The following is a 16868-nucleotide window of genomic DNA, read 5'->3' as shown; positions in this document are numbered from 1 at the left end:
CTCAGTCGACCAGGCGCACGCGTACCCGGCGGTTGGCCCGGCCCTTGCTCTCCACCTTGACCACCTGGACCTTGCCGATCTGGGCGGTGGAGGCCACGTGCGTGCCGCCGTCGGCCTGCACGTCCAGCCCGACGATGTCGACGATCCGCACCTCCTGCTCCTCGGGCGGGATCAGGTTGGACTGGGTACGGATGATGTCCGGCAGGGCCAGCGCCTCCGCCCGGGGCAGCACCCGGACGGCGACCGACCGGTCGGCGGCCACCTCGGCGTTGACCAGGTCCTCGATGCGGGCCTTGAAGTCCGGCGGGACCTCGGGGAGGTTGAAGTCCATCCGGGCCTCGCCCGGTTCCATGTTGCCGCCGGTGACCAGGGCGCCGAAGTCGCGGAACACCACGCCGCAGAGCACGTGCAGGCCGGAGTGGGTGCGCATCAGCATGGTCCGCCGGGTGTCCTCGACCGCGCCGGTCACGGCGGTGCCGACCGGGGGGACCGGGTCACCCTCGGCCGGGACGAGCCAGAGGTCGTCACCCTTGCGGGTGCCCACGATCCGGGTCTGCACCCCCTGCCAGAGCAGCACCCCATGGTCCGGCGGCTGCCCGCCGCCGCCCGGGTAGAAGGCCGACCGGTCCAGCACGATGCCCTGTTCGGGATCGGCCGCCAGCACCGTGCACTGCCACTCCCGCAGGGTGGGGTCGGCGAGGTCGAGTCGGTGCGTGCGGCCGTGGTGTGTGACGCCCATGACCGCCGACGTTACCCGTTGAGGAACGTCGAGATCCGCTCCCGCAGGTCGGCGCGTTCCGTCCAGAGCACGCCGGGCCTGTCGTACACGTGCAGGGTGGCCCCGGGCAGCGCGGCGGCCAACTGCTCGGCGACGGCCACCGGGTGCAGGTCGTCGCCCGCGCAGCCGATCACCAGGGCCGGCGCGGTGACCGCGGCGAGCGCACCGGCGTCGCGCACCGGGGTCTGCTCGGGCAGGCTGGCCAGGCCCGGCGCGAGCCCGTCGCGGAGCAGCTGGTCGAGCCGCTGCCGCAGGTAGGCCCAACCGGCCGGGGTGTTGCGGACCGAGGGCGGCAGCTCCAGCGACACCACGTCGGCCAGCGTCGAGGCGTCGCCGTCGGCCACCGCGTCGAGCAGGCCGGTGAGCCGGGTGCGGGCCACCTCGCCGCGCGGGGTGTCCAGCACGGCCGGCAGGAAGAAGACCAGCTTCTCGAAGCGTTCCGGGCTCTCGACGAGCAGCCGGCACAGCGCGCCGGCGCCGAGGCTGGCCCCGAAGGCCCGGGTGGCGCCGCCGAGGTCGGCGACCGCCCGCAGGTCACGGGCCAGGTCCAGGTAGCTCCACGGGCCGGGCGGCGAGTCGGAGCGGCCGTGCCCGCGGAACTGGAAGAAGAGCCGCCGGCCGGTGACCCCGCTGCCGAACGGGCGGGTGGTGGCGATGCCGTTGCCCAGCCCGTGCGCGAACACGGTGACCGGGTCACCGGTGCCGGTGACCAGCCGCTCCAGGCGTACGCCGTGCGGGGTGGTGACCAGCTCGGTCTCCGGCTCGGGCAGGGCCGGGCGGCCGGTGCGGGGGGCGCCGGGGCCCGGGCCCCAGGTGCGGGGCCCGCCGTCGGGCGGTGGTGGCCAGCGGAAACCTCTCACCAGAAGCCCCGGCCGTCGTGCAGGTCGCGGAGCCCGACCCGGACGTCCAGCAGGTAGATCAGCGCCGCGGCGACACCGATGAGACCGAAGATGCTGAGCACACCGCCGCCGACACCGAGCAGGGTGAGCACCATGCAGACGGCCAGGATGGCGATCCAGCCACCCTTGGGGAGGGTGCCGATGGCCGCAAAGGCGTCGGATCGCTGGGTGATCGCGTGCACCAGGGAGACGGCCTCGATGACCAGGGCGAAGACGAGCAGGATCAGCTCGATCACGTAGCGGACTTCGAGGTAGAAGAGCGGCGCGGCGTAGGCCATGTCGGCAAGCTTATGCCGAGACCCCGGAAACGTCCGACAGGACGCCGTCCGGGGTCTCGGTCCAGGCTCGACTCACTCGGCGGTCGGGCGGGTCCGCTTCGTGGTCTTCGGCAGCTTCGCCGAGGGGGTGGCCTTGGTGGCGGTCGCCTTCGCGGTGGTGGCCTTCGCCCGGGTCCGCTTCACGGCGGCGGGCTGGGCCTCGACGACCTCGGCCACCTCCGCCGGGGTCGGCACCTCGGCCGGCGCGGCGGCGGCCTCCGCGGCCACGGTGGCCGGAGCGGCCGGGGTGGTGACGGCCTCGGTGGCCTCGATGTCGGCGTTCACCGTGTCGGCGGCCTCCAGCACGCCCGCGCCGACGACCCGCTCACCGCGGGCGACCAGCTCGGCGTACGCGGCCAGGGCCCGCTCCTGCGCGGCCTGGGCGCCGGCCAGCACGGCGGCGGCGTTGCGGCCGGCGGCCTCGCGCAGCTTGTCCAGGTTGGCGGCCTCCCGGAGCTTGTCCAGGTTGGCGGCCTCGCGCAGCTTGTCGAGGTCGAGGTCGCCCGAGCCGGCCTTCTCCCGCAGCCCGGTGGCGGTCAGGTTGGCGGTCTTCAGCGTCTCGGTGGCCTTCTGGCGCAGCTCGAAGCCGGTGACGACGGCCTTGCCGCCGAGGTCGGCGACGACCCGGGTGCCGAGGTCGCTGACCACGGTGGGGAGCTTGCGCAGCTGCTGGAGGGCCAGCTCGCCGGCGCCGGCGGCGGCGTAGACGGGGGCGGGGATGCGGTTGGTCTTCGGCTGGGTCATGACTGCTCCTCTTCGGCCGCACCGGCGGCCTTCCGGACCACCCTGCGGGCGGTCTTCTTCTGGGGGACGGCGGTGGTCGGGGCGGGCGCGGTGCCCGCCTCCGTGACGGCGACCGACTCGAGGACCGCCTCGGTCGGGGTGCCGTCCGGCGTCGTGGGGCCGGTCGCGGCCGGCGCGACGGTGGCCGGGGCCTCCGGCGCGGTGGCCGGCTCGGTGGCCGGGGCCTCCGGTTCCGTGGCCGCCTGGGTCGCGGCCGTCGCCTCGGCGAGGCGCGCGTTCTCCCGGCGGAACGTCTCGTAGATCTGGGTGAGCGACTGCTTCTGGGCCATGGTCAGCTCGGGGTCGACGGCGATCGCCGCGAGCACGCCCTGCCCCTCCTTGTCGTCCAGCAGCCCGGCCCGCAGGTACATGGCCGGGGTGGAGACACGCAGGGCGCTGGCGAGCTGCTGGAGCACCTCGGCGCTCGGCTTGCGCAGGCCGCGCTCGATCTGGCTCAGGTACGGGTTGCTGACGCCGGCCTGCTCGGCGAGCTGTCGCAGCGAGATCTTCGCGTTGCGGCGCAGGTCGCGAATGAACCCGCCGACGTCGGGAAGGTCCTTGCTGGTGGCCATGACTCCACGCTAGCTCGCGGTGCTAGCTGCTGCAAGCAAAGTGCTAGCCAGAGTTAGCGAGGTCACTGATAGCCGGTTGCGCGCCGGGTGTCACGTCCGTACGGTTCCCCCGTGGTCAAGATCGAGGTCAACGGCACCCAGCTCGCGTACGACGAGGCCGGTAGCGGCACCCCGGTGGTGTTGCTGCACGCCGGCATCGCCGACCGGCGGATGTGGCGGCACCAGGTGCCCGCGCTCGCCGCCCGGCACCGGGTCGTCGCCGTCGACCTGCGCGGCTACGGCGACTCCGAGCTGCCACCCACCCCGTTCGCACACCACGACGACGTGATCGGGCTGCTCGACGCGCTGGGCCTGCCGCAGGCCGCCCTCGTGGGCTGCTCGTTCGGCGGCAAGGTGGCGGTGGACACCGCGCTGGCGTACCCGGACCGGGTGGCCGCGCTGGCAGTCTTCGGCGCCCCGGTCTCCGGAAACGAGTGGTCCGAGGAGACCGACCGGCTCTGGGACGAGTTGGTCGGCGAGGTGGACCCGGAGGACTTCGCCGCGACCGCGGCCGGCGAGGTGCGGTTCTGGGTGGTCGGCCCGACCCGCCAGCCGGCCGACGTCGACCCGGAGCTGATCCGGTTCGCCGAGGAGATGGACCGCCGGGCGCTCGCCGCCGAGCAGGCGCTCAGCGCGGTCGAGGCCGGCGAACTCGACCCGCCGGCGATCGAGCGGCTGGCCGAGCTGCGGATGCCGGTGCTGGCGGGCGCGGGCGCGGACGACCTGGCCGACATCCGCCGCCTGGCGGACCGCATCGCCGCCGAAGCCCCGCACGGCAAGCGCCTCCCCGACGTCCCCGACGCGGGCCACCTGCTCCCCCTGGAGCGCCCCGAGCCGGTGAACGCCGCACTGCTCGACTTCCTCCCCTGACCCGCCGCCGCGGGCTACCAGACCGGGCGGACCGCGCCTACCGGGAGGCCGCCGCCGAGCAGCGGGATCTCGGCGTACTCGGTCAGTACTGGCGCCTCTACGCCCAGGCGGCGCAGCGCTGAGACCAGCACCGGCATCCGGGGGCGGCCGGCGCCGTCGTCGATCTTGAGGGCGACGGCGCCCACCCCCGGCACCGCCGCGGCGATCACGCCCTCCGCGCCGACCTTGGCCAGCAGCCCCGGTACGCCCCGCATCAGCCGGGTGTCGTCGGCCTGGGTGCCGCCGACCAGTTCCGGGTACGCCCGCATCGCGTCGGCCACGGTCCGCTCGACGGTGCCCGGCTCGGCGGAGACCAGCCGAAGGAAGGCCCGCGCCAGCCCGGTCAGCGAGACGGCGAGCACCGGCGCGCCGCAGCCGTCCACCCCGACGGCCGCCGCCTTCTCCCCGGTGAACTCCTCGATCGCGGCGGTGAGGCGCTGCTGGAGCGGGTGCTCGGGGCGCCAGTAGCCGTCCAGCGGCCAGCCGGCGGCCAGGCAGGTGAGCAGCATCGCGGTGTGCTTGCCCGAGCAGTTCATGAGGGTCCGCGTCGGCCCGCCCCCGGCGCGCAGCACCGCCTCCCGGGCCGCCTCGCCGACCGGCAGGTCCGGCGGGCAGTGCAGCGCCTCCTCGGTCAGGCCGGCGCCGCGCAGCAGGGCGGTGACCCGCTCGACGTGGAACTCCTCGCCGGCGTGGCTCGCCGAGGCCAGCGCCACGTCGGCCGGGTCGGTCAGCGGCAGGCCGGCCCGGAGCATCCCGATCGCCTGCATCGGCTTGTTGGACGACCGGGGGAAGATCGGCGAGGCGACGTCACCCGCCCCGGACACCGGCGCGCCGGCGGCGTCGAGCACCACCACGGAACCACGGTGGACGCCCTCCACGAACCCGGACCGGACCACCTCGGCGAGCGGCACGCCGCCCTCGTACGTCTTTCCCACGGAGTGGACGGTACCGAGGGGCGCGGCGGGCCCGGCACCGGGGTGACCAGCGGCGTCGCCCGCCTGCGTACAGGGGTGCCGGGCGGACCGTCGCTTACAGGCCGAGCAGCGCCCGGGCCTCGGTGGTGGTGAGCGGCGGACGCTGGGCGAGCTGGGCGAAGCCGACCGCGCGGGCGACAAGTTGCATGTTCGACTCGACCGGGCGGCCCTTGGCGTACGTGACGGTGTCCTCCATGCCGACCCGGAGGTGACCGCCGGTCGAGAGCGAGGCCAGCATCACCGGGATGGTGCTGCGGCCGATGCCGGTGGCCGAGAAGGTGGTGCCCTCGGGCAGGTCGCGCAGCATCTGCTGGGCCGCGACAAGGGTGGCCGTGGTGCCCGGCATGCCGCCCGGCACGCCCATCACGAAGTCGACGTGCACGTGCCCGCCGTGCGGCAGGCCGTACTTGCCGAGCAGGCGCTGGAGCGCGGCGAGGTGGCCGAGGTCGAAGATCTCGTACTCGGGGACGACGCCCCGCTCCTGCATCCGGGTGTGCAGGTCGACGATGAACTCCCAGCGGTTGAGGAACACGTCGTCGCCGAAGTTGACAGTGCCCATGGTGCAGGAGGCCATGTCCGGGCCGGCGTCGAGCACGGCCAGCCGGGCGGACTCCGGGTCGGTCACCGCGCCGCCGGAGGAGAGCTGCACGATCAGGTCGGTGCTCTGGCGCAGCGCCGCCACGGTCTCCCGCAGCCGGCCCTGGTCGAGGGTGGGCTTCGCCTCGTCGTCGCGGATGTGGACGTGGATCACGGCGGCGCCGAGCGCCTCGCACTCCTTGGCGGTCAGCAGCAGCTCGTCCAGGGTCACCGGCAGCGCCGGCACCTCCGCCTTGGCCGACTCCGCGCCGGTCGGGGCAACCGTGATCAACGTCCCTGTGGTCATGCCCGGATCCTAGACCGCCGGCCGCCCTCCGGTCGACAGGCGGATCGCAGCAGAATCGGGCGCACCCGCCACCGGACGCGGAAGATTTTCCGCTTCAGGGCCGCCGGGACGACAGCCCTTACGCCGGATCGATGGCGGCGGCCGTCTCCCCCACCATCAGGCGGGCGTCGTCCGCCACGTTCCGCTTGACCACGGCCAGGGCGATCTGGCCCAGCTCGAAGTGATGCACGGCGGTGCCCACGAAGCCGACCGTCCGGCCGTCCAGCGTCACCGGCGTGCCGGCGGCCGGGAGCTGGTCGGTGGTCACCCCGTCCAGGTGCAGCAGGGCGAGCCGGCGCGGCGGCTTGCCCAGGTTGTGCACGCGGGCCACCGTCTCCTGCCCGCGGTAGCAGCCCTTGTCCAGGTGTACGGCCGAGCCGATCAGGCCCACCTCGGCGGGGATGGTCCGGTGGTCGGTGTCCACCCCGGCCCGGGCCTGTCGGGCGGCCACCCGCACCGCCTCGTACGCCCACAGCCCGGCCACCGGCACGCCGGCGCCGCGCAACTCCTCGACCACCCCGGCCATGGCCGGTCGGGGCACCAGCAGGTCGACGCCGAGCGCCACCCGCCGGGCCCAGCCGCCGACGGGCAGCGGCTTCACGTCGTACACCACGGAGGGCCGGGGCGGCAGCTCGCCGGAGCGGAACTTCGGACCCGGCACCGCGACCACGTCCGGCGCGGCCAGCCCGGTGACACCGAGGGTGTCGAGCGCGCCGGTGGCCTCCGGCCCGACCAGCGAGAGCAGCGCGTGGTCGGCCGTGGCGTCGCGCGGGTCGACCCTGCTGAAGAACCGCATCTTCTCCAGGTAGGACAGCAGGCCGCCGGTCATCCCGGGCTCGGTGTCCAGCCAGGTGGTCTCGCCGTCCTCGGCGACCATGGCGTGCTGCTCGACGTGCCCGTGCGGGGAGAGCACCAGCAGCTCGGTGCCCTGCCACGGGCGCAGCGCGGCGAGGTGCTGGCTGGTCAGCGTGTGCAGCCAGGTCATCCGCTCCTCGCCCGGCACCGCGATGACGCCCCGGTGCGAGCGGTCGACCAGGCCGACGCCGGTGGCCAGGGTGCGCTGCTCGCGCATCGGGTCGCCGTAGTGGGCGGCCACCGGGCCGACCCCGGCCGCCCGGTGGGCCGGCTCGGGCTGGTCCCGGGTCTCCTCGTCGATGGCCTCGGCGGTCACCGCTCCCGCGATGTCGATCATTGGCGTTCCCCGTCCTCGCACTGGCCGCAGACGCCGAAGAGCGCCACGTGCCCGATGTCGACCTGGAATCCCCGCTGCGCGGCAAGCTGCTCGGCGAGCGGCCGCAGCAGCTCGGGGTCGATCTCGTCGATCGCGCCGCACTCCCGGCAGACCAGGTGTACGTGCTGGTGCTCACCCGCCGCGTGGTAGGTCGGCGAGCCGTGCGACAGGTGCGTGTGGGTCACCAGCCCCAGCCGTTCCAGCAGCTCCAGGGTGCGGTAGATGGTGGTGATGTTGACCCCGGCGGCCACCTCGCGGACCGCCGTGTGCACCTGCTCCGGCGTGGCGTGCCCGAGGTCCAGGACAGCCTGGAGCACCAGCTGCCGCTGCGCCGTCAGCCGCAGCCCACGGGAGCGGAGCAGTTCCGCCAGGGAGGGTTCGGACACCGTCCGATCATAGTTCGGCCGCCGCGCCGGTCCGCCCGCCGCCGGGGTACGCCACTACGCTGCGCTCGTGGTGGCGACGCGGGTGGCCGTGCCGGGCCGGGGTGTCGTGCCGGCCGGCGAGGCGGTGCTGCGCGGCGACGACCGGGGTGTGCTGCACGGGGACGGCCTCTTCGAGACCCTGCACCTGCGCGGCGGGCAGCCCTGGCTGCGCGACGCCCACCTGGCCCGGCTGCGGGCCGGCGCCGACGCCGTCGGGCTGGCCCTGCCTCCGACCGGGGTGCTGGTCGAGCTGCTCGACACGGTCCGCGCGGGCTGGCCGCCCGAGGTCGAGGGCGCGCTGCGGCTGGTCTGCACCCGAGGGCCGGAGGGCGGCGGGCCGCCGACGGTCTACGCCACGCTCGGCGAGGTGCCGGCGGCCGCGCGCCGGGCCCGGCGGGACGGGGTGACGGTCGCCACCCTGCCGCTCGGGGTAACCGCCCGCTCCCGCCCCGAGCTGGGCTGGCTGCCGGCCGGTGTGAAGTCCACCTCGTACGCGGTGAGCACCGCCGCCCGCCGCTGGGCGGAGCGGGCCGGGGTGGACGAGGCGCTCTGGGTCTCCACCGACGGCTACGTCCTGGAGGCGCCCACCGCGAACGTGGTCTGGCTGACCGGCACGACGCTGTGCACGGTGCCGGCGACGGAAACCGGCGTCCTGCCCGGGGTGACCGCCCGCTGGCTCCTGAACCACGCGGCCGACCTGGGCCTACGGGCCGAGGAACGCCTGATCACCCTCGCCGATCTGCACAAAACCGACGGGATCTGGCTGACGTCGTCCCTCCGCGGCCTGGCCGAGGTGACCGCCCTGGACCAGACCCCCCGCCCACGCTCCCCCCGCACCCCCGACCTCCTCACCCTCCTGGGCTTCGAGGCGGGTTGAGGGGTCAGCCGGCCACTCGGGTCAGGCGGGCTGACAGGTGGGGGCTCAGGGGGTGGCCCACAGCGGCCATTTCCTGGGCGTACAGCAGGGCGCCCTCGACGATGCCGAAGAGGCGGGCGCCCGCCGTGACCTCCTTGGCCGTGGCCGTGCGGACCACCGCGTCGGTGGCGAACTCGATCTGGGTGCCCTTGCGCTTGCCGATGTGCAGCTCCATCACACCGGTGGGCGTGGTCATCAGCGCTTCCAGCTCGTCGGTGACCCGGTCGCCGTCCATGACCGGACGCCACCAGCCCACCTCACGCCCGGCCGGGCGGACCGGGCGGCTCTGCTCGTCCAGGATCCAGGCGCGGGACTCGTAGAACAGGAACGGCCGGCCGTCGTGGCTGATCCGGATCTCCTGCGCGAAGTCGAAGTCCTCGATGGTGGGGAACCCGCCGCGACCCCGCCCGCGCCACACCCCGATGTACGGGAGCAGGCCGTCCAGACTCCGGTGCAGCTTCGGGCCGACGCGCAGGTCGTGGCTCTCCTCGTACGGGTACGGGTCGACCGGCGGCGCGTTCAGCCACGGCGGCTGGAGCGGGTTCTCGCTCACCATTTTCCTCTCGAGATGCGAACAGCGAGGTAGACGAGGCCACCGGCGAGCGCGCCCAGGCCGGCGACCAGCAGGCTGACGAACCCGATCTCGGTAACCATCCCGACCATCCTATGCTGGGCCTCATGGCCCGCACTCTCGTCGTCAAGGCCACCGCCGGCGCGGACGCCCCCGAGCGCTGCGCACAGGCCTTCACCGTCGCCGCCACCGCGGCCGCCGCCGGGGTCGACGTGTCGCTCTGGCTCACCGGCGAATCGACCTGGTTCGCCCTGCCCGGGCGGGCGCAGGACTTCGAGCTCCCGCACTCCGCGCCGCTGGCCGAGCTGCTGCACGTCATCCTGACCACCGGCAAGGTGACCGCCTGCACCCAGTGCGCGGCCCGCCGGGACATCGGCCAGGGCGACGTCATCCCCGGCGTACGGATCGCCGGGGCGGCGGTGTTCGTCGAGGAGGCGATGACCGAGGGCGCCCAGGCCCTGATCTACTGACCCACCGGGGGCGGCGCGGCTGATGTCCGTTCCGCGTGGACTGCCGATCCTGGCCCGACATGTCCGACCGCTGCCTACGATTTGGTTGTGGGTGAGGCGATCGAGCGGTTCTTCGGGTCCCTGCCGGCGCGGGCCCCGGGGGTGCTGCGCGGCCCGACCCGTGGCCGCCTCCAGATCGACCTGACCACCGGCAACCGCACCGAGCATTGGTACGTGGTGTTGGCGCCCGGGGCGGTCCAGGTGAGCCGGGAGCAACTGCCGGCCGACGCCATCTTCACGGTCAGCGCCGAGCTGTTCGAGGAACTGGTCACCGGCCGGCAGGCCGGCATGGCGGCGGTGCTGCGCAACGAGGCCACGTTCAGCGGCAACGTGGTGCTGTTCCTGGTGTTCCGCCGGTTCTTCCCCGACCCGCCCGGCGTCCGGGACCCCCGGGAGACCGCCCGCGAACACGTCCGGCGGCCGGGATGAAGGAACGCATCAGCATCCTGGACGGCAACACCTTCCTGGTCAGCGACCGGCGCGGCGACATCGAGCCGTCGTTCGACTTCCCCACGGGGCTCTTCTCCTTCGACACCCGGTTCATCTCGACCTGGCTGCTCACCCTCAACGGGCAGCGGCTGCACCCGCTCTCGATCGACGACTCGATGTCGTACCGGACCCGGTTCTTCCTGGTCCCCGGCGAGCCGACGCACTACCTGGACGCAAAGGTGTCGGTGATCCGGAGCCGGTCGATCGGCGGCAGCTTCGACGAGGAGCTGACCCTGCTCAACCACTCCGGCCAGGAGGTGGAGTTCACCCTCCGGGTGGACATCGGCTCCGACTTCGCCGACCTGTTCGAGATCAAGCACCAGCGGCAGAAGAAGGGGCGCACCACGCCCACGGTCAGCGGGGACCGGCTGCGGCTCACCTACCGCCGGGAGGGGTTCCACCGCGAGGTGGTGGTGACCAGCACCGCGCCCGCCGACTTCGACCAGGAGGGGCTGACCTACCGGCTCCGGGTCGGGCCGCACGGCGAGTGGACCACCCAGCTGCACGTGGAGACGTCCATCTTCGGGGCCCGGGGCGAGGACATCCGGGCCACCCTGCCGCTCGGCGGGCACCGCTCGGTCGCGGCCATCCACGCCGAGCAGAACGAGCTGATCGAGCGGGCTCCGAAGCTGGGCTGCGACTGCCAGCCGCTGGCCGGGGCGTACCGGCGCAGCCTGAACGACCTGGCCGCCCTCCGGTACGAGTCGATCGCGCTGGGGGTACGCCTGCTCGCCGCCGGCCTGCCCTGGTTCATGACCCTGTTCGGGCGGGACAGCATCTTCACCTCGCTCCAGGTGCTGCCGTTCCTGCCCGAACTGGTCCCGCCGACCATCCTCATGCTTGCCGGCCTTCAGGGCAGCCGGCTGGACGACTTCCGGGACGAGGAGCCCGGCAAGATCCTGCACGAGCTGCGCTACGGCGAGACCGCCGGTTTCCAGGAGCAGCCCCACTCCCCGTACTACGGCTCGGCCGACACCACGGCGCTCTTCGTGATCCTGCTCGACGAGTACGAGCGGTGGACCGGGGACGCGAAGCTGGTCCGGCAGCTGGAGCAGGAGGCCCGGGGGGCGCTGGGCTGGCTCGACTCCTACGGCGACCTGCTCGGCACCGGCTACGTCTGGTACATGACCCGCAACCCGGAGACCGGCCTGGCGAACCAGTGCTGGAAGGACTCCTGGGACTCGATCTCCTACTCCGACGGCCGGCTGCCGCCGTTCCCCCGGGCCACCTGCGAACTCCAGGGCTACGCGTACGACGCCAAGCTGCGCGGCGCCCGGCTGGCCCGCAAGTACTGGAACGACCCGGCGTACGCCGAGCGGCTGGAACGCGAGGCGGCGGCGCTGAAGGAGCGGTTCAACCGCGATTTCTGGATCCCCGATCGGGAGTACTACGCGCTCGCCCTGGACCCGGACGGGCGGCACGTCGACGCGCTCTCCTCCAACATCGGGCACCTGCTCTGGAGCGGCATCGTCGACGAGTCCCGGGCGGCGACCGTCGCCGGGCACCTGCTCGGGCCGCGGCTGTTCTCCGGCTGGGGGGTGCGGACCCTCGCCGACGACCAGGGCCGGTACAACCCGATCGGCTACCACGTCGGCACGGTGTGGCCGTTCGACAACTCGATCATCGCCTGGGGCCTGTGGAAGTACGGCTTCCGGGACGAGGCCGGGCAGATCTGCGAGGGGATGCTGAGCGCGTCCCGCTACTTCGACGGGCGGCTGCCCGAGGCTTTCGCCGGCTACGAGCGGGGTCTCACCGACTATCCGGTGGAGTACCCCACCGCGTGCAGCCCGCAGGCCTGGTCGGCCGGCACCCCGCTGCTGCTGCTGCGGGTGATGCTGGGCCTGGAGCCGCAGGGCGAGCACCTGATCATCGACCCCGCCGTCCCGGGCGGGATGGGCCGGGTGGAGCTGCTGGACATCCCCGGCCGGTGGGGTCGGGTGGACGCCCTGGGCCGCAGCCGCACGCCGCACGACCACCCGCGCGGGCACTGATCGCCGACCGGTCCGCCCGGTGACGCGGCGGCCGCCGGGACGTCAGCCGGCGCAGCCGGTGGAGGCGGACAGCCGAAGCTGGTCGCCGGTGGCGTCGGCCAGCACGACGACGGATCCGCTGCGGTAGGCGTACTCCTCGGGGCGGTCGACCACGGCGACGCCGAGCGGCTTCAGCGCGGCCAGCGACACCGGCTCCGCGCCCGCGGCGACGCGGACCGTCCGCGCGACCCCGCCGGCCGGGCACGGGGCGACGACCTGCTCGGGGTCCGGCGGTGCCGGCCGGCCGAGGGCCCGCAGCGCCCCGTCGAGTTCCGCTCCCAGCGGGTATCCCGGGAGCAGGTGGGCGTCGACGGCAGTGGTGTCGAGCGGGCGGCAGCCGGTGTCCGCCGAGAAGCGCACCCGGCCGTCGGCCACCACCCGGCCGTCGACCGCGACGAACTCCCCCGCGTCGGCGCGCAGCCGGGGGCTGCCGGCCTCCGGGGCCACCCCGGCGCGCCAGTCGGCGGGCAGCCGCCGCGCCACGCGCTCCAGCACCTCGCGCTCCCCACCGGCGGGCACCAGCACGTCCACCCCCCGGGTGAGCGACGCGCCGTCGGCCAGCGGGGTGACGCGACAGCCCCGCTCGACGACGGGCGGCGTGAACGCCCAGGCGGCGTCGCCGAGGGCGGCCACCACCTGGCCGGCCGCCCGGGTCAGCACGGGCACCGCCTGACCCAGGGTGCGCTGCTCCTTCACCGTCGGCGGGTCGTGCCGCACCGACCACCAGGTGAGCCCGGCCAGCAGCACCGCCCACGCCGCCGTGGCGGCCACCAGCCAGCGCAGTCGACGCCGGCCTCCGGTCGGCTGGTCGGGACGGGTCGGCGGGGCGTATCCCGCCTGGACGGCACCACTCACCGGGCCATCGTGTCACGCGCCGGCGACCGGCCCGGCCGCGCCCGTCGCCCCGGGCCGGAACGGCACGTGGCCCGCCGTCCCCGATGGGGACGGCGGGCCACGATCAGAGCGTGGGTCAGGCGGAGACCGTGACGGTCACCTCGTTGATCCCGCGGGCGGCGGCCACAGCGGTGTCGCCGTTGCCGTGCCGGGAGAGCGCCCGCAGGGTCCAGTTGCCGGGCGCGGCGAAGAACCGGAACTGGCCGGCCGGGGAGGTCACCACCTCGGCGGTGAACTCGCCCGTCGAGTCGAGCAGCCGGACGTACGCGCCCGGCACGACCTCGCCGGACTCGGCCGTGACCAGGCCGGTGATGACGGTTTCCTTCTCGAGGTCCAGGCTGGCCGGGAGGGGGGCGGCCTGGTCCGGCGCGGCGCAGCCGGCGGCGGTGGGAGCAGTCATGGTGATCACGCCTCCCCGGGCTCGTCGCCGAGCGCGACCGGCACGCCGACCAGCGAGCCGTACTCGGTCCAGGAACCGTCGTAGTTCTTCACGTTGCGGTGGCCGAGCAGCTCCTGAAGCACGAACCAGGTGTGCGAGGAGCGCTCGCCGATCCGGCAGTAGGCGATGGTCTCGCGGCTGTCGTCCAGCCCGGCGTCGGCGTAGATCTTGCGCAGCTCGTCGTCGGACTTGAAGGTGCCGTCCTCGTTGGCCGCCTTGGACCACGGGACGCTGATCGCGGTCGGCACGTGGCCGGCGCGCTGGGCCTGCTCCTGCGGGAGGTGGGCCGGGGCGAGCAGCCGGCCGGCGTACTCGTCGGGGCTGCGCACGTCGACGAGGTTCTTGGTGCCGATCGCGTCGACCACCTCGTCGCGGAAGGCGCGGATCGAGGTGTCCGGCGCCTGCGCGACGTACTGCGTGGCGGGGCGCTCCACCGTGTCGGTGACCAGCGGGCGGGCGTCCAGCTCCCACTTCTTGCGGCCGCCGTCGAGCAGCTTCACGTCACGGTGGCCGTAGAGCTTGAAGTACCAGTACGCGTACGCGGCGAACCAGTTGTTGTTGCCGCCGTAGAGGATCACGGTGTCGTCGTTGCCGATGCCCCGCGCCGAGAGCAGCTCGGAGAACTGGGCCTGGTTGACGAAGTCCCGGCGCACCGGGTCCTGGAGGTCGGTGCGCCAGTCGAGCTTGACGGCGCCGGCGATGTGGCCGGTGTCGTAGGCCGAGGTGTCCTCGTCGACCTCGACGAAGACGACGCCCGGGGCGTCGATGTTCTTCTCGGCCCACTCGGCCGAGACGAGTGCGGTGTCGCGACTCATCAGATCACTCCCTGTGAGGATGGATGGTGAGCCAGCGCGCGGAGATCGAAGTCGGTGATTGTCGCACCACGCGCGGGACCCAGAGCTAGGAACGGATCACGGGTACGTGCGACGGCGCCGCTGCCGGGCGATCAGGGGGAGAGCCGGAGGGTACGCGGACCCTGCGTGCCGGTGGCCGCTAGGCGGCCGAGGACAGCCCCGCCGTCAGATGACGGGGCGACACAGGCAGGTGGCCACGCGGCACAGGTCGACCGCGCGCCGTTTGGTGAGGAGCGTCCCCATGGAGAGGGAGACTACCAGCCGGCCCGATGGGCGCCACCGGGCCGACCAGCATCCGGGACACCGGGCGCGAGTGCGGGCCGGTCTCAGCCGGCCGAGTTGATGGGCACGTTCCGCGCGTCGGCGGTGACCACCAGACCCTCCGGCCTGGGCTCCACCTTGCGCACGTTGAGCTGGAACGGCAGCTCCGGGAGGGGCACGTCGACCGAGATGCCCCTGGCGTAGTTGGCCAGCAGCGTCTTCGCGAGCGGCAGGTTGGGCAGGCCCTCGGCGGTCAGGTCGTTGAAGCGCAGCGCCACCTTGCCGTTGGCGACGGACACGTCGGCGGTGCCGTTGACGGTGAGCTTGGCGCCGAGGATGTCGACCGGCGCGGTGACCGCGAGCTTGCCGTTCCGCTCGCCGAGGGTGAGCCCGGGCCGGTCGAGCAGCTTGGCCAGGCTGTCGTAGGTCACGGTGCCCCGGCCGTCGACGCTCTCGGCCACCACGTCACCCCGCCCGGAGCGGAGGGTGTCCAGCGACGCCTTGACGTCGCGGGCGTCCACGTCCAGCCGGGGCACGCTCACCGCGTCGCCCTGCACGTTGCCCTGCACGTCGGTCAGCACGATGGAGATGCGCTCGTACTTCCCGGCGAGCACCTGGGTGAGGAACGGGAAGCCGCCCACCTCGACCTGGGGCGCCGCGGACTGCGCGTCCTGCTTGGCGACCTCCTTCTTGACCTGGTCGGCGATGGCCCGCTCGGCGACGCCGGCGGCCACCCGGTCGGCGACGACCAGGAGCCCGGCCAGGACCAGCAGCAGGACGATGAAACCGACAAGCACCTTCCGGCCCCGCCGTCGGGGCCGGCCCTCGTTCGCCGGGTACGCCTCTGCCACGCCGCCTCCTGCCCTCGCCGCATCACCGCGTCTCGCGGCGCAACCGTACTTACCCGAGGCGCCGTCGGCCCAACCGCACGGCTCAGAGGAAGAGCACGCACATGGCGTACGCGGCGGGCGCGGCGAGCGCGAAGCCGCCCAGGGGGCCCTGCATGTGCCGGGCGACCCACATGGTCGGCGGCTCACCGGCCATGAGCCGGCCCGCCTCGGCGTACCCGACGGCGAGGTCGGCCAGCACGGCAGTGCCCGCAGTGACCAGGCCGACAAGCGCGGCGCTGGTCGGGGTGAAGCCGACCAGGTAGCTGCCGAGCACGGCGCTGGTCAGGGTGCCGAGCATGGCTCCCGCGACCACGCCGGCGGCGCCCCGGGGCACCTGCGGGGCGAGCCGGGGCCAGGGGGCGACGGCGTCGGTGAGCCGGGCCACCAGCAGGGCCACCCCGGTGGCCGTGAGGCAGACGGTGATCGCCTGGGTGCCCTTCGGGACCCGGCTGAGCACGATCAGCGTGGCGAACGCGACCACGCCCACCACGATCAGCAGGGTGCTGCCCAGCGAGTCGGTGACCCGGACCCGGTCCACCCGCCGGAAGAGCTGGCCGAGCACGGCGAGCACGAGGCCGGCGGCCGCCGCGTAGCCGAGCGGGGCCAGGCCGGCGATCTCCGACTGCACCGCGGCGGCGTCGGCGATCCCGGCCGAAGCGGCGCTCACCAGCGCGACGACCAGCAGCGCCGGTGGGCGCATGGCCATCGTCCAGGACAGCACGAAGAGCAGCTGGACGCCGAAGATGATGAACGCGAACGGCAGCCGGTGCCCCGGGCCGGCGGTCTGCGCGCCGAGCACCAGGCCCACGCCGAGCAGCGCGGCGAAGCCCGCGACGGTCAGCGCGAGCGGGCGGCGCACCGGGACCGGCGGCACCTCCTCCTCGGGCGCCTCGTCGGACTCGTCGTCCGGGCGCCGGCCCGGCCCGCCCTTGCGGAGCCGGCGGGGACCCTTCCGCTCCCGCCCGTCGTCGTCGGCCGGGCCGGTTCGCGGGGCCGGCGGGTAGCCACGGGCGGGGCCGGCGGGCGCGGGTGCCGGGTCGCCGGACCACGGGTCGCGGCCGGTGTCGGGCGAGGTCGAGGGAAACACGCCCCGATCGTGCCAGACCGGCCCGGCCCGGCGGAGTCACGGTTTCGGCAACGTTAAAACCTGGGCCGCGATCGGGGGC

At 74.1% G+C, this 16868-nt stretch carries 22 protein-coding genes; 5 read left to right on the top strand and 17 right to left on the bottom strand.

The window, feature by feature from the left end:
- Window position 1 precedes the first annotated feature (1 nt).
- The 5 genes from GA0070603_RS22490 to GA0070603_RS22470 form a co-directional block, all read right to left on the bottom strand.
- Window positions 2-739, bottom strand: a complete 738-nt coding sequence (locus tag GA0070603_RS22490) for an alanyl-tRNA editing protein (RefSeq protein WP_091317495.1) — start codon at window positions 737-739, stop codon at window positions 2-4.
- An 11-nt stretch (window positions 740-750) separates the two neighbouring features.
- The gene (locus GA0070603_RS22485; protein ID WP_091317493.1) at window positions 751-1638 is read right to left on the bottom strand and encodes an alpha/beta fold hydrolase; all 888 of its coding nucleotides are present in this window, start codon (window positions 1636-1638) and stop codon (window positions 751-753) included.
- Entirely contained in the window at window positions 1635-1955 is a 321-nt protein-coding gene (locus GA0070603_RS22480) for a DUF2516 family protein (protein WP_091317491.1), read from the bottom strand. The genes GA0070603_RS22485 and GA0070603_RS22480 overlap by 4 nt, the downstream gene beginning before the upstream one ends.
- Before the next feature lie 72 nt (window positions 1956-2027).
- On the bottom strand, window positions 2028-2738 hold the full coding sequence (locus GA0070603_RS22475) for a hypothetical protein (RefSeq protein ID WP_091317489.1): 711 nt from the start codon (window positions 2736-2738) through the stop codon (window positions 2028-2030).
- Complete coding sequence (locus GA0070603_RS22470) at window positions 2735-3349, bottom strand: helix-turn-helix domain-containing protein (protein ID WP_091317486.1); 615 nt, start codon at window positions 3347-3349, stop codon at window positions 2735-2737. The genes GA0070603_RS22475 and GA0070603_RS22470 overlap by 4 nt, the downstream gene beginning before the upstream one ends.
- A gap of 111 nt (window positions 3350-3460) precedes the next feature.
- Here GA0070603_RS22470 and GA0070603_RS22465 point away from each other — a divergent pair, with 111 nt between their 5' ends.
- Window positions 3461-4258, top strand: a complete 798-nt coding sequence (locus tag GA0070603_RS22465; protein ID WP_091317483.1) for an alpha/beta fold hydrolase — start codon at window positions 3461-3463, stop codon at window positions 4256-4258.
- A 14-nt stretch (window positions 4259-4272) separates the two neighbouring features.
- Here the strand turns inward: GA0070603_RS22465 and GA0070603_RS22460 are convergent, their stop codons facing one another.
- The 4 genes from GA0070603_RS22460 to GA0070603_RS22445 form a co-directional block, all read right to left on the bottom strand.
- Window positions 4273-5232 (bottom strand): asparaginase, encoded by a 960-nt coding sequence (locus tag GA0070603_RS22460; RefSeq protein WP_091317481.1) that lies wholly within the window; start codon window positions 5230-5232, stop codon window positions 4273-4275.
- A 94-nt stretch (window positions 5233-5326) separates the two neighbouring features.
- Window positions 5327-6154, bottom strand: coding sequence for a beta-keto acid cleavage family enzyme (locus tag GA0070603_RS22455; protein WP_091317479.1), 828 nt, complete (start codon window positions 6152-6154; stop codon window positions 5327-5329).
- 118 nt (window positions 6155-6272) lie between these two features.
- The gene (gene ygfZ, locus GA0070603_RS22450) at window positions 6273-7385 is read right to left on the bottom strand and encodes a CAF17-like 4Fe-4S cluster assembly/insertion protein YgfZ (RefSeq protein WP_091317476.1); all 1113 of its coding nucleotides are present in this window, start codon (window positions 7383-7385) and stop codon (window positions 6273-6275) included.
- Window positions 7382-7810, bottom strand: a complete 429-nt coding sequence (locus tag GA0070603_RS22445) for a Fur family transcriptional regulator (protein ID WP_091317473.1) — start codon at window positions 7808-7810, stop codon at window positions 7382-7384. The genes ygfZ and GA0070603_RS22445 overlap by 4 nt, the downstream gene beginning before the upstream one ends.
- A gap of 67 nt (window positions 7811-7877) precedes the next feature.
- Here GA0070603_RS22445 and GA0070603_RS22440 point away from each other — a divergent pair, with 67 nt between their 5' ends.
- Entirely contained in the window at window positions 7878-8726 is an 849-nt protein-coding gene (locus GA0070603_RS22440) for an aminotransferase class IV (protein WP_091317470.1), read from the top strand.
- 4 nt (window positions 8727-8730) lie between these two features.
- Here the strand turns inward: GA0070603_RS22440 and GA0070603_RS22435 are convergent, their stop codons facing one another.
- Together GA0070603_RS22435 and mtfM are read right to left on the bottom strand one after the other, a co-directional pair.
- Window positions 8731-9321, bottom strand: a complete 591-nt coding sequence (locus tag GA0070603_RS22435; RefSeq protein WP_091317468.1) for a heme-binding beta-barrel domain-containing protein — start codon at window positions 9319-9321, stop codon at window positions 8731-8733.
- Entirely contained in the window at window positions 9315-9419 is a 105-nt protein-coding gene (mtfM, locus tag GA0070603_RS32405; RefSeq protein WP_046570768.1) for a small membrane protein MtfM, read from the bottom strand. Before mtfM ends, GA0070603_RS22435 begins: the two co-directional genes overlap by 7 nt.
- A gap of 12 nt (window positions 9420-9431) precedes the next feature.
- Between mtfM and GA0070603_RS22430 the strand changes: the two genes are divergently transcribed.
- From GA0070603_RS22430 to GA0070603_RS22420, 3 genes are all read left to right on the top strand, one after another.
- On the top strand, window positions 9432-9806 hold the full coding sequence (locus GA0070603_RS22430; protein ID WP_091317465.1) for a DsrE family protein: 375 nt from the start codon (window positions 9432-9434) through the stop codon (window positions 9804-9806).
- Window positions 9807-9893: 87 nt separating this feature from the next.
- Window positions 9894-10274: an SCP2 sterol-binding domain-containing protein gene (locus GA0070603_RS22425; RefSeq protein ID WP_341864938.1), complete on the top strand. Its 381-nt coding sequence runs from the start codon at window positions 9894-9896 to the stop codon at window positions 10272-10274.
- Window positions 10271-12325 carry an amylo-alpha-1,6-glucosidase gene (locus GA0070603_RS22420; protein ID WP_091317460.1) on the top strand — a complete coding sequence of 685 codons (2055 nt, stop codon included), beginning with the start codon at window positions 10271-10273 and terminating at the stop codon, window positions 12323-12325. The genes GA0070603_RS22425 and GA0070603_RS22420 overlap by 4 nt, the downstream gene beginning before the upstream one ends.
- A 42-nt stretch (window positions 12326-12367) precedes the next feature.
- On the opposite strand, the gene GA0070603_RS22415 is transcribed toward GA0070603_RS22420, so the two are convergent.
- From GA0070603_RS22415 to GA0070603_RS22395, 6 genes are all read right to left on the bottom strand, one after another.
- Entirely contained in the window at window positions 12368-13147 is a 780-nt protein-coding gene (locus tag GA0070603_RS22415; RefSeq protein WP_244282741.1) for a hypothetical protein, read from the bottom strand.
- A gap of 187 nt (window positions 13148-13334) precedes the next feature.
- A complete protein-coding gene (locus GA0070603_RS22410) occupies window positions 13335-13658 on the bottom strand; it encodes a DUF1416 domain-containing protein (protein WP_091322207.1) in 324 nt (107 codons plus the stop codon).
- A gap of 5 nt (window positions 13659-13663) precedes the next feature.
- The gene (locus tag GA0070603_RS22405) at window positions 13664-14512 is read right to left on the bottom strand and encodes a sulfurtransferase (RefSeq protein WP_091317455.1); all 849 of its coding nucleotides are present in this window, start codon (window positions 14510-14512) and stop codon (window positions 13664-13666) included.
- Between the two features lie 204 nt (window positions 14513-14716).
- Entirely contained in the window at window positions 14717-14794 is a 78-nt protein-coding gene (locus GA0070603_RS32490; RefSeq protein ID WP_311202345.1) for an Ms5788A family Cys-rich leader peptide, read from the bottom strand.
- An 83-nt stretch (window positions 14795-14877) separates the two neighbouring features.
- Window positions 14878-15663, bottom strand: a complete 786-nt coding sequence (locus GA0070603_RS22400) for an LmeA family phospholipid-binding protein (RefSeq protein ID WP_091317451.1) — start codon at window positions 15661-15663, stop codon at window positions 14878-14880.
- A gap of 82 nt (window positions 15664-15745) precedes the next feature.
- Window positions 15746-16789: a hypothetical protein gene (locus GA0070603_RS22395; protein WP_091317449.1), complete on the bottom strand. Its 1044-nt coding sequence runs from the start codon at window positions 16787-16789 to the stop codon at window positions 15746-15748.
- Window positions 16790-16868: the final 79 nt, after the last annotated feature.

The organism is Micromonospora chersina, assembly GCF_900091475.1.
GTDB classification, from domain to species: Bacteria; Actinomycetota; Actinomycetes; order Mycobacteriales; family Micromonosporaceae; genus Micromonospora; species Micromonospora chersina.
Note: the sequence above shows the minus strand (reverse complement) of the source record. Positions and strands in the feature narration are given on the sequence as shown.

Bases quoted from the DNA above. Each gene is read 5' to 3' on its own strand.
- mtfM (WP_046570768.1), bottom strand. From the start codon at position 9,419: ATGGTTACCGAGATCGGGTTCGTCAGCCTGCTGGTCGCCGGCCTGGGC.
- GA0070603_RS22405 (WP_091317455.1), bottom strand. From the start codon at position 14,512: ATGAGTCGCGACACCGCACTCGTCTCGGCCGAGTGGGCCGAGAAGAAC.
- GA0070603_RS22455 (WP_091317479.1), bottom strand. From the start codon at position 6,154: ATGACCACAGGGACGTTGATCACGGTTGCCCCGACCGGCGCGGAGTCG.
- GA0070603_RS22475 (WP_091317489.1), bottom strand. From the start codon at position 2,738: ATGACCCAGCCGAAGACCAACCGCATCCCCGCCCCCGTCTACGCCGCC.
- GA0070603_RS22490 (WP_091317495.1), bottom strand. From the start codon at position 739: ATGGGCGTCACACACCACGGCCGCACGCACCGACTCGACCTCGCCGAC.
- GA0070603_RS22435 (WP_091317468.1), bottom strand. From the start codon at position 9,321: ATGGTGAGCGAGAACCCGCTCCAGCCGCCGTGGCTGAACGCGCCGCCG.
- ygfZ (WP_091317476.1), bottom strand. From the start codon at position 7,385: ATGATCGACATCGCGGGAGCGGTGACCGCCGAGGCCATCGACGAGGAG.
- GA0070603_RS22480 (WP_091317491.1), bottom strand. From the start codon at position 1,955: ATGGCCTACGCCGCGCCGCTCTTCTACCTCGAAGTCCGCTACGTGATC.
- GA0070603_RS32490 (WP_311202345.1), bottom strand. From the start codon at position 14,794: ATGGGGACGCTCCTCACCAAACGGCGCGCGGTCGACCTGTGCCGCGTG.
- GA0070603_RS22410 (WP_091322207.1), bottom strand. From the start codon at position 13,658: ATGACTGCTCCCACCGCCGCCGGCTGCGCCGCGCCGGACCAGGCCGCC.
- GA0070603_RS22430 (WP_091317465.1), top strand. From the start codon at position 9,432: ATGCTGGGCCTCATGGCCCGCACTCTCGTCGTCAAGGCCACCGCCGGC.
- GA0070603_RS22420 (WP_091317460.1), top strand. From the start codon at position 10,271: ATGAAGGAACGCATCAGCATCCTGGACGGCAACACCTTCCTGGTCAGC.
- GA0070603_RS22470 (WP_091317486.1), bottom strand. From the start codon at position 3,349: ATGGCCACCAGCAAGGACCTTCCCGACGTCGGCGGGTTCATTCGCGAC.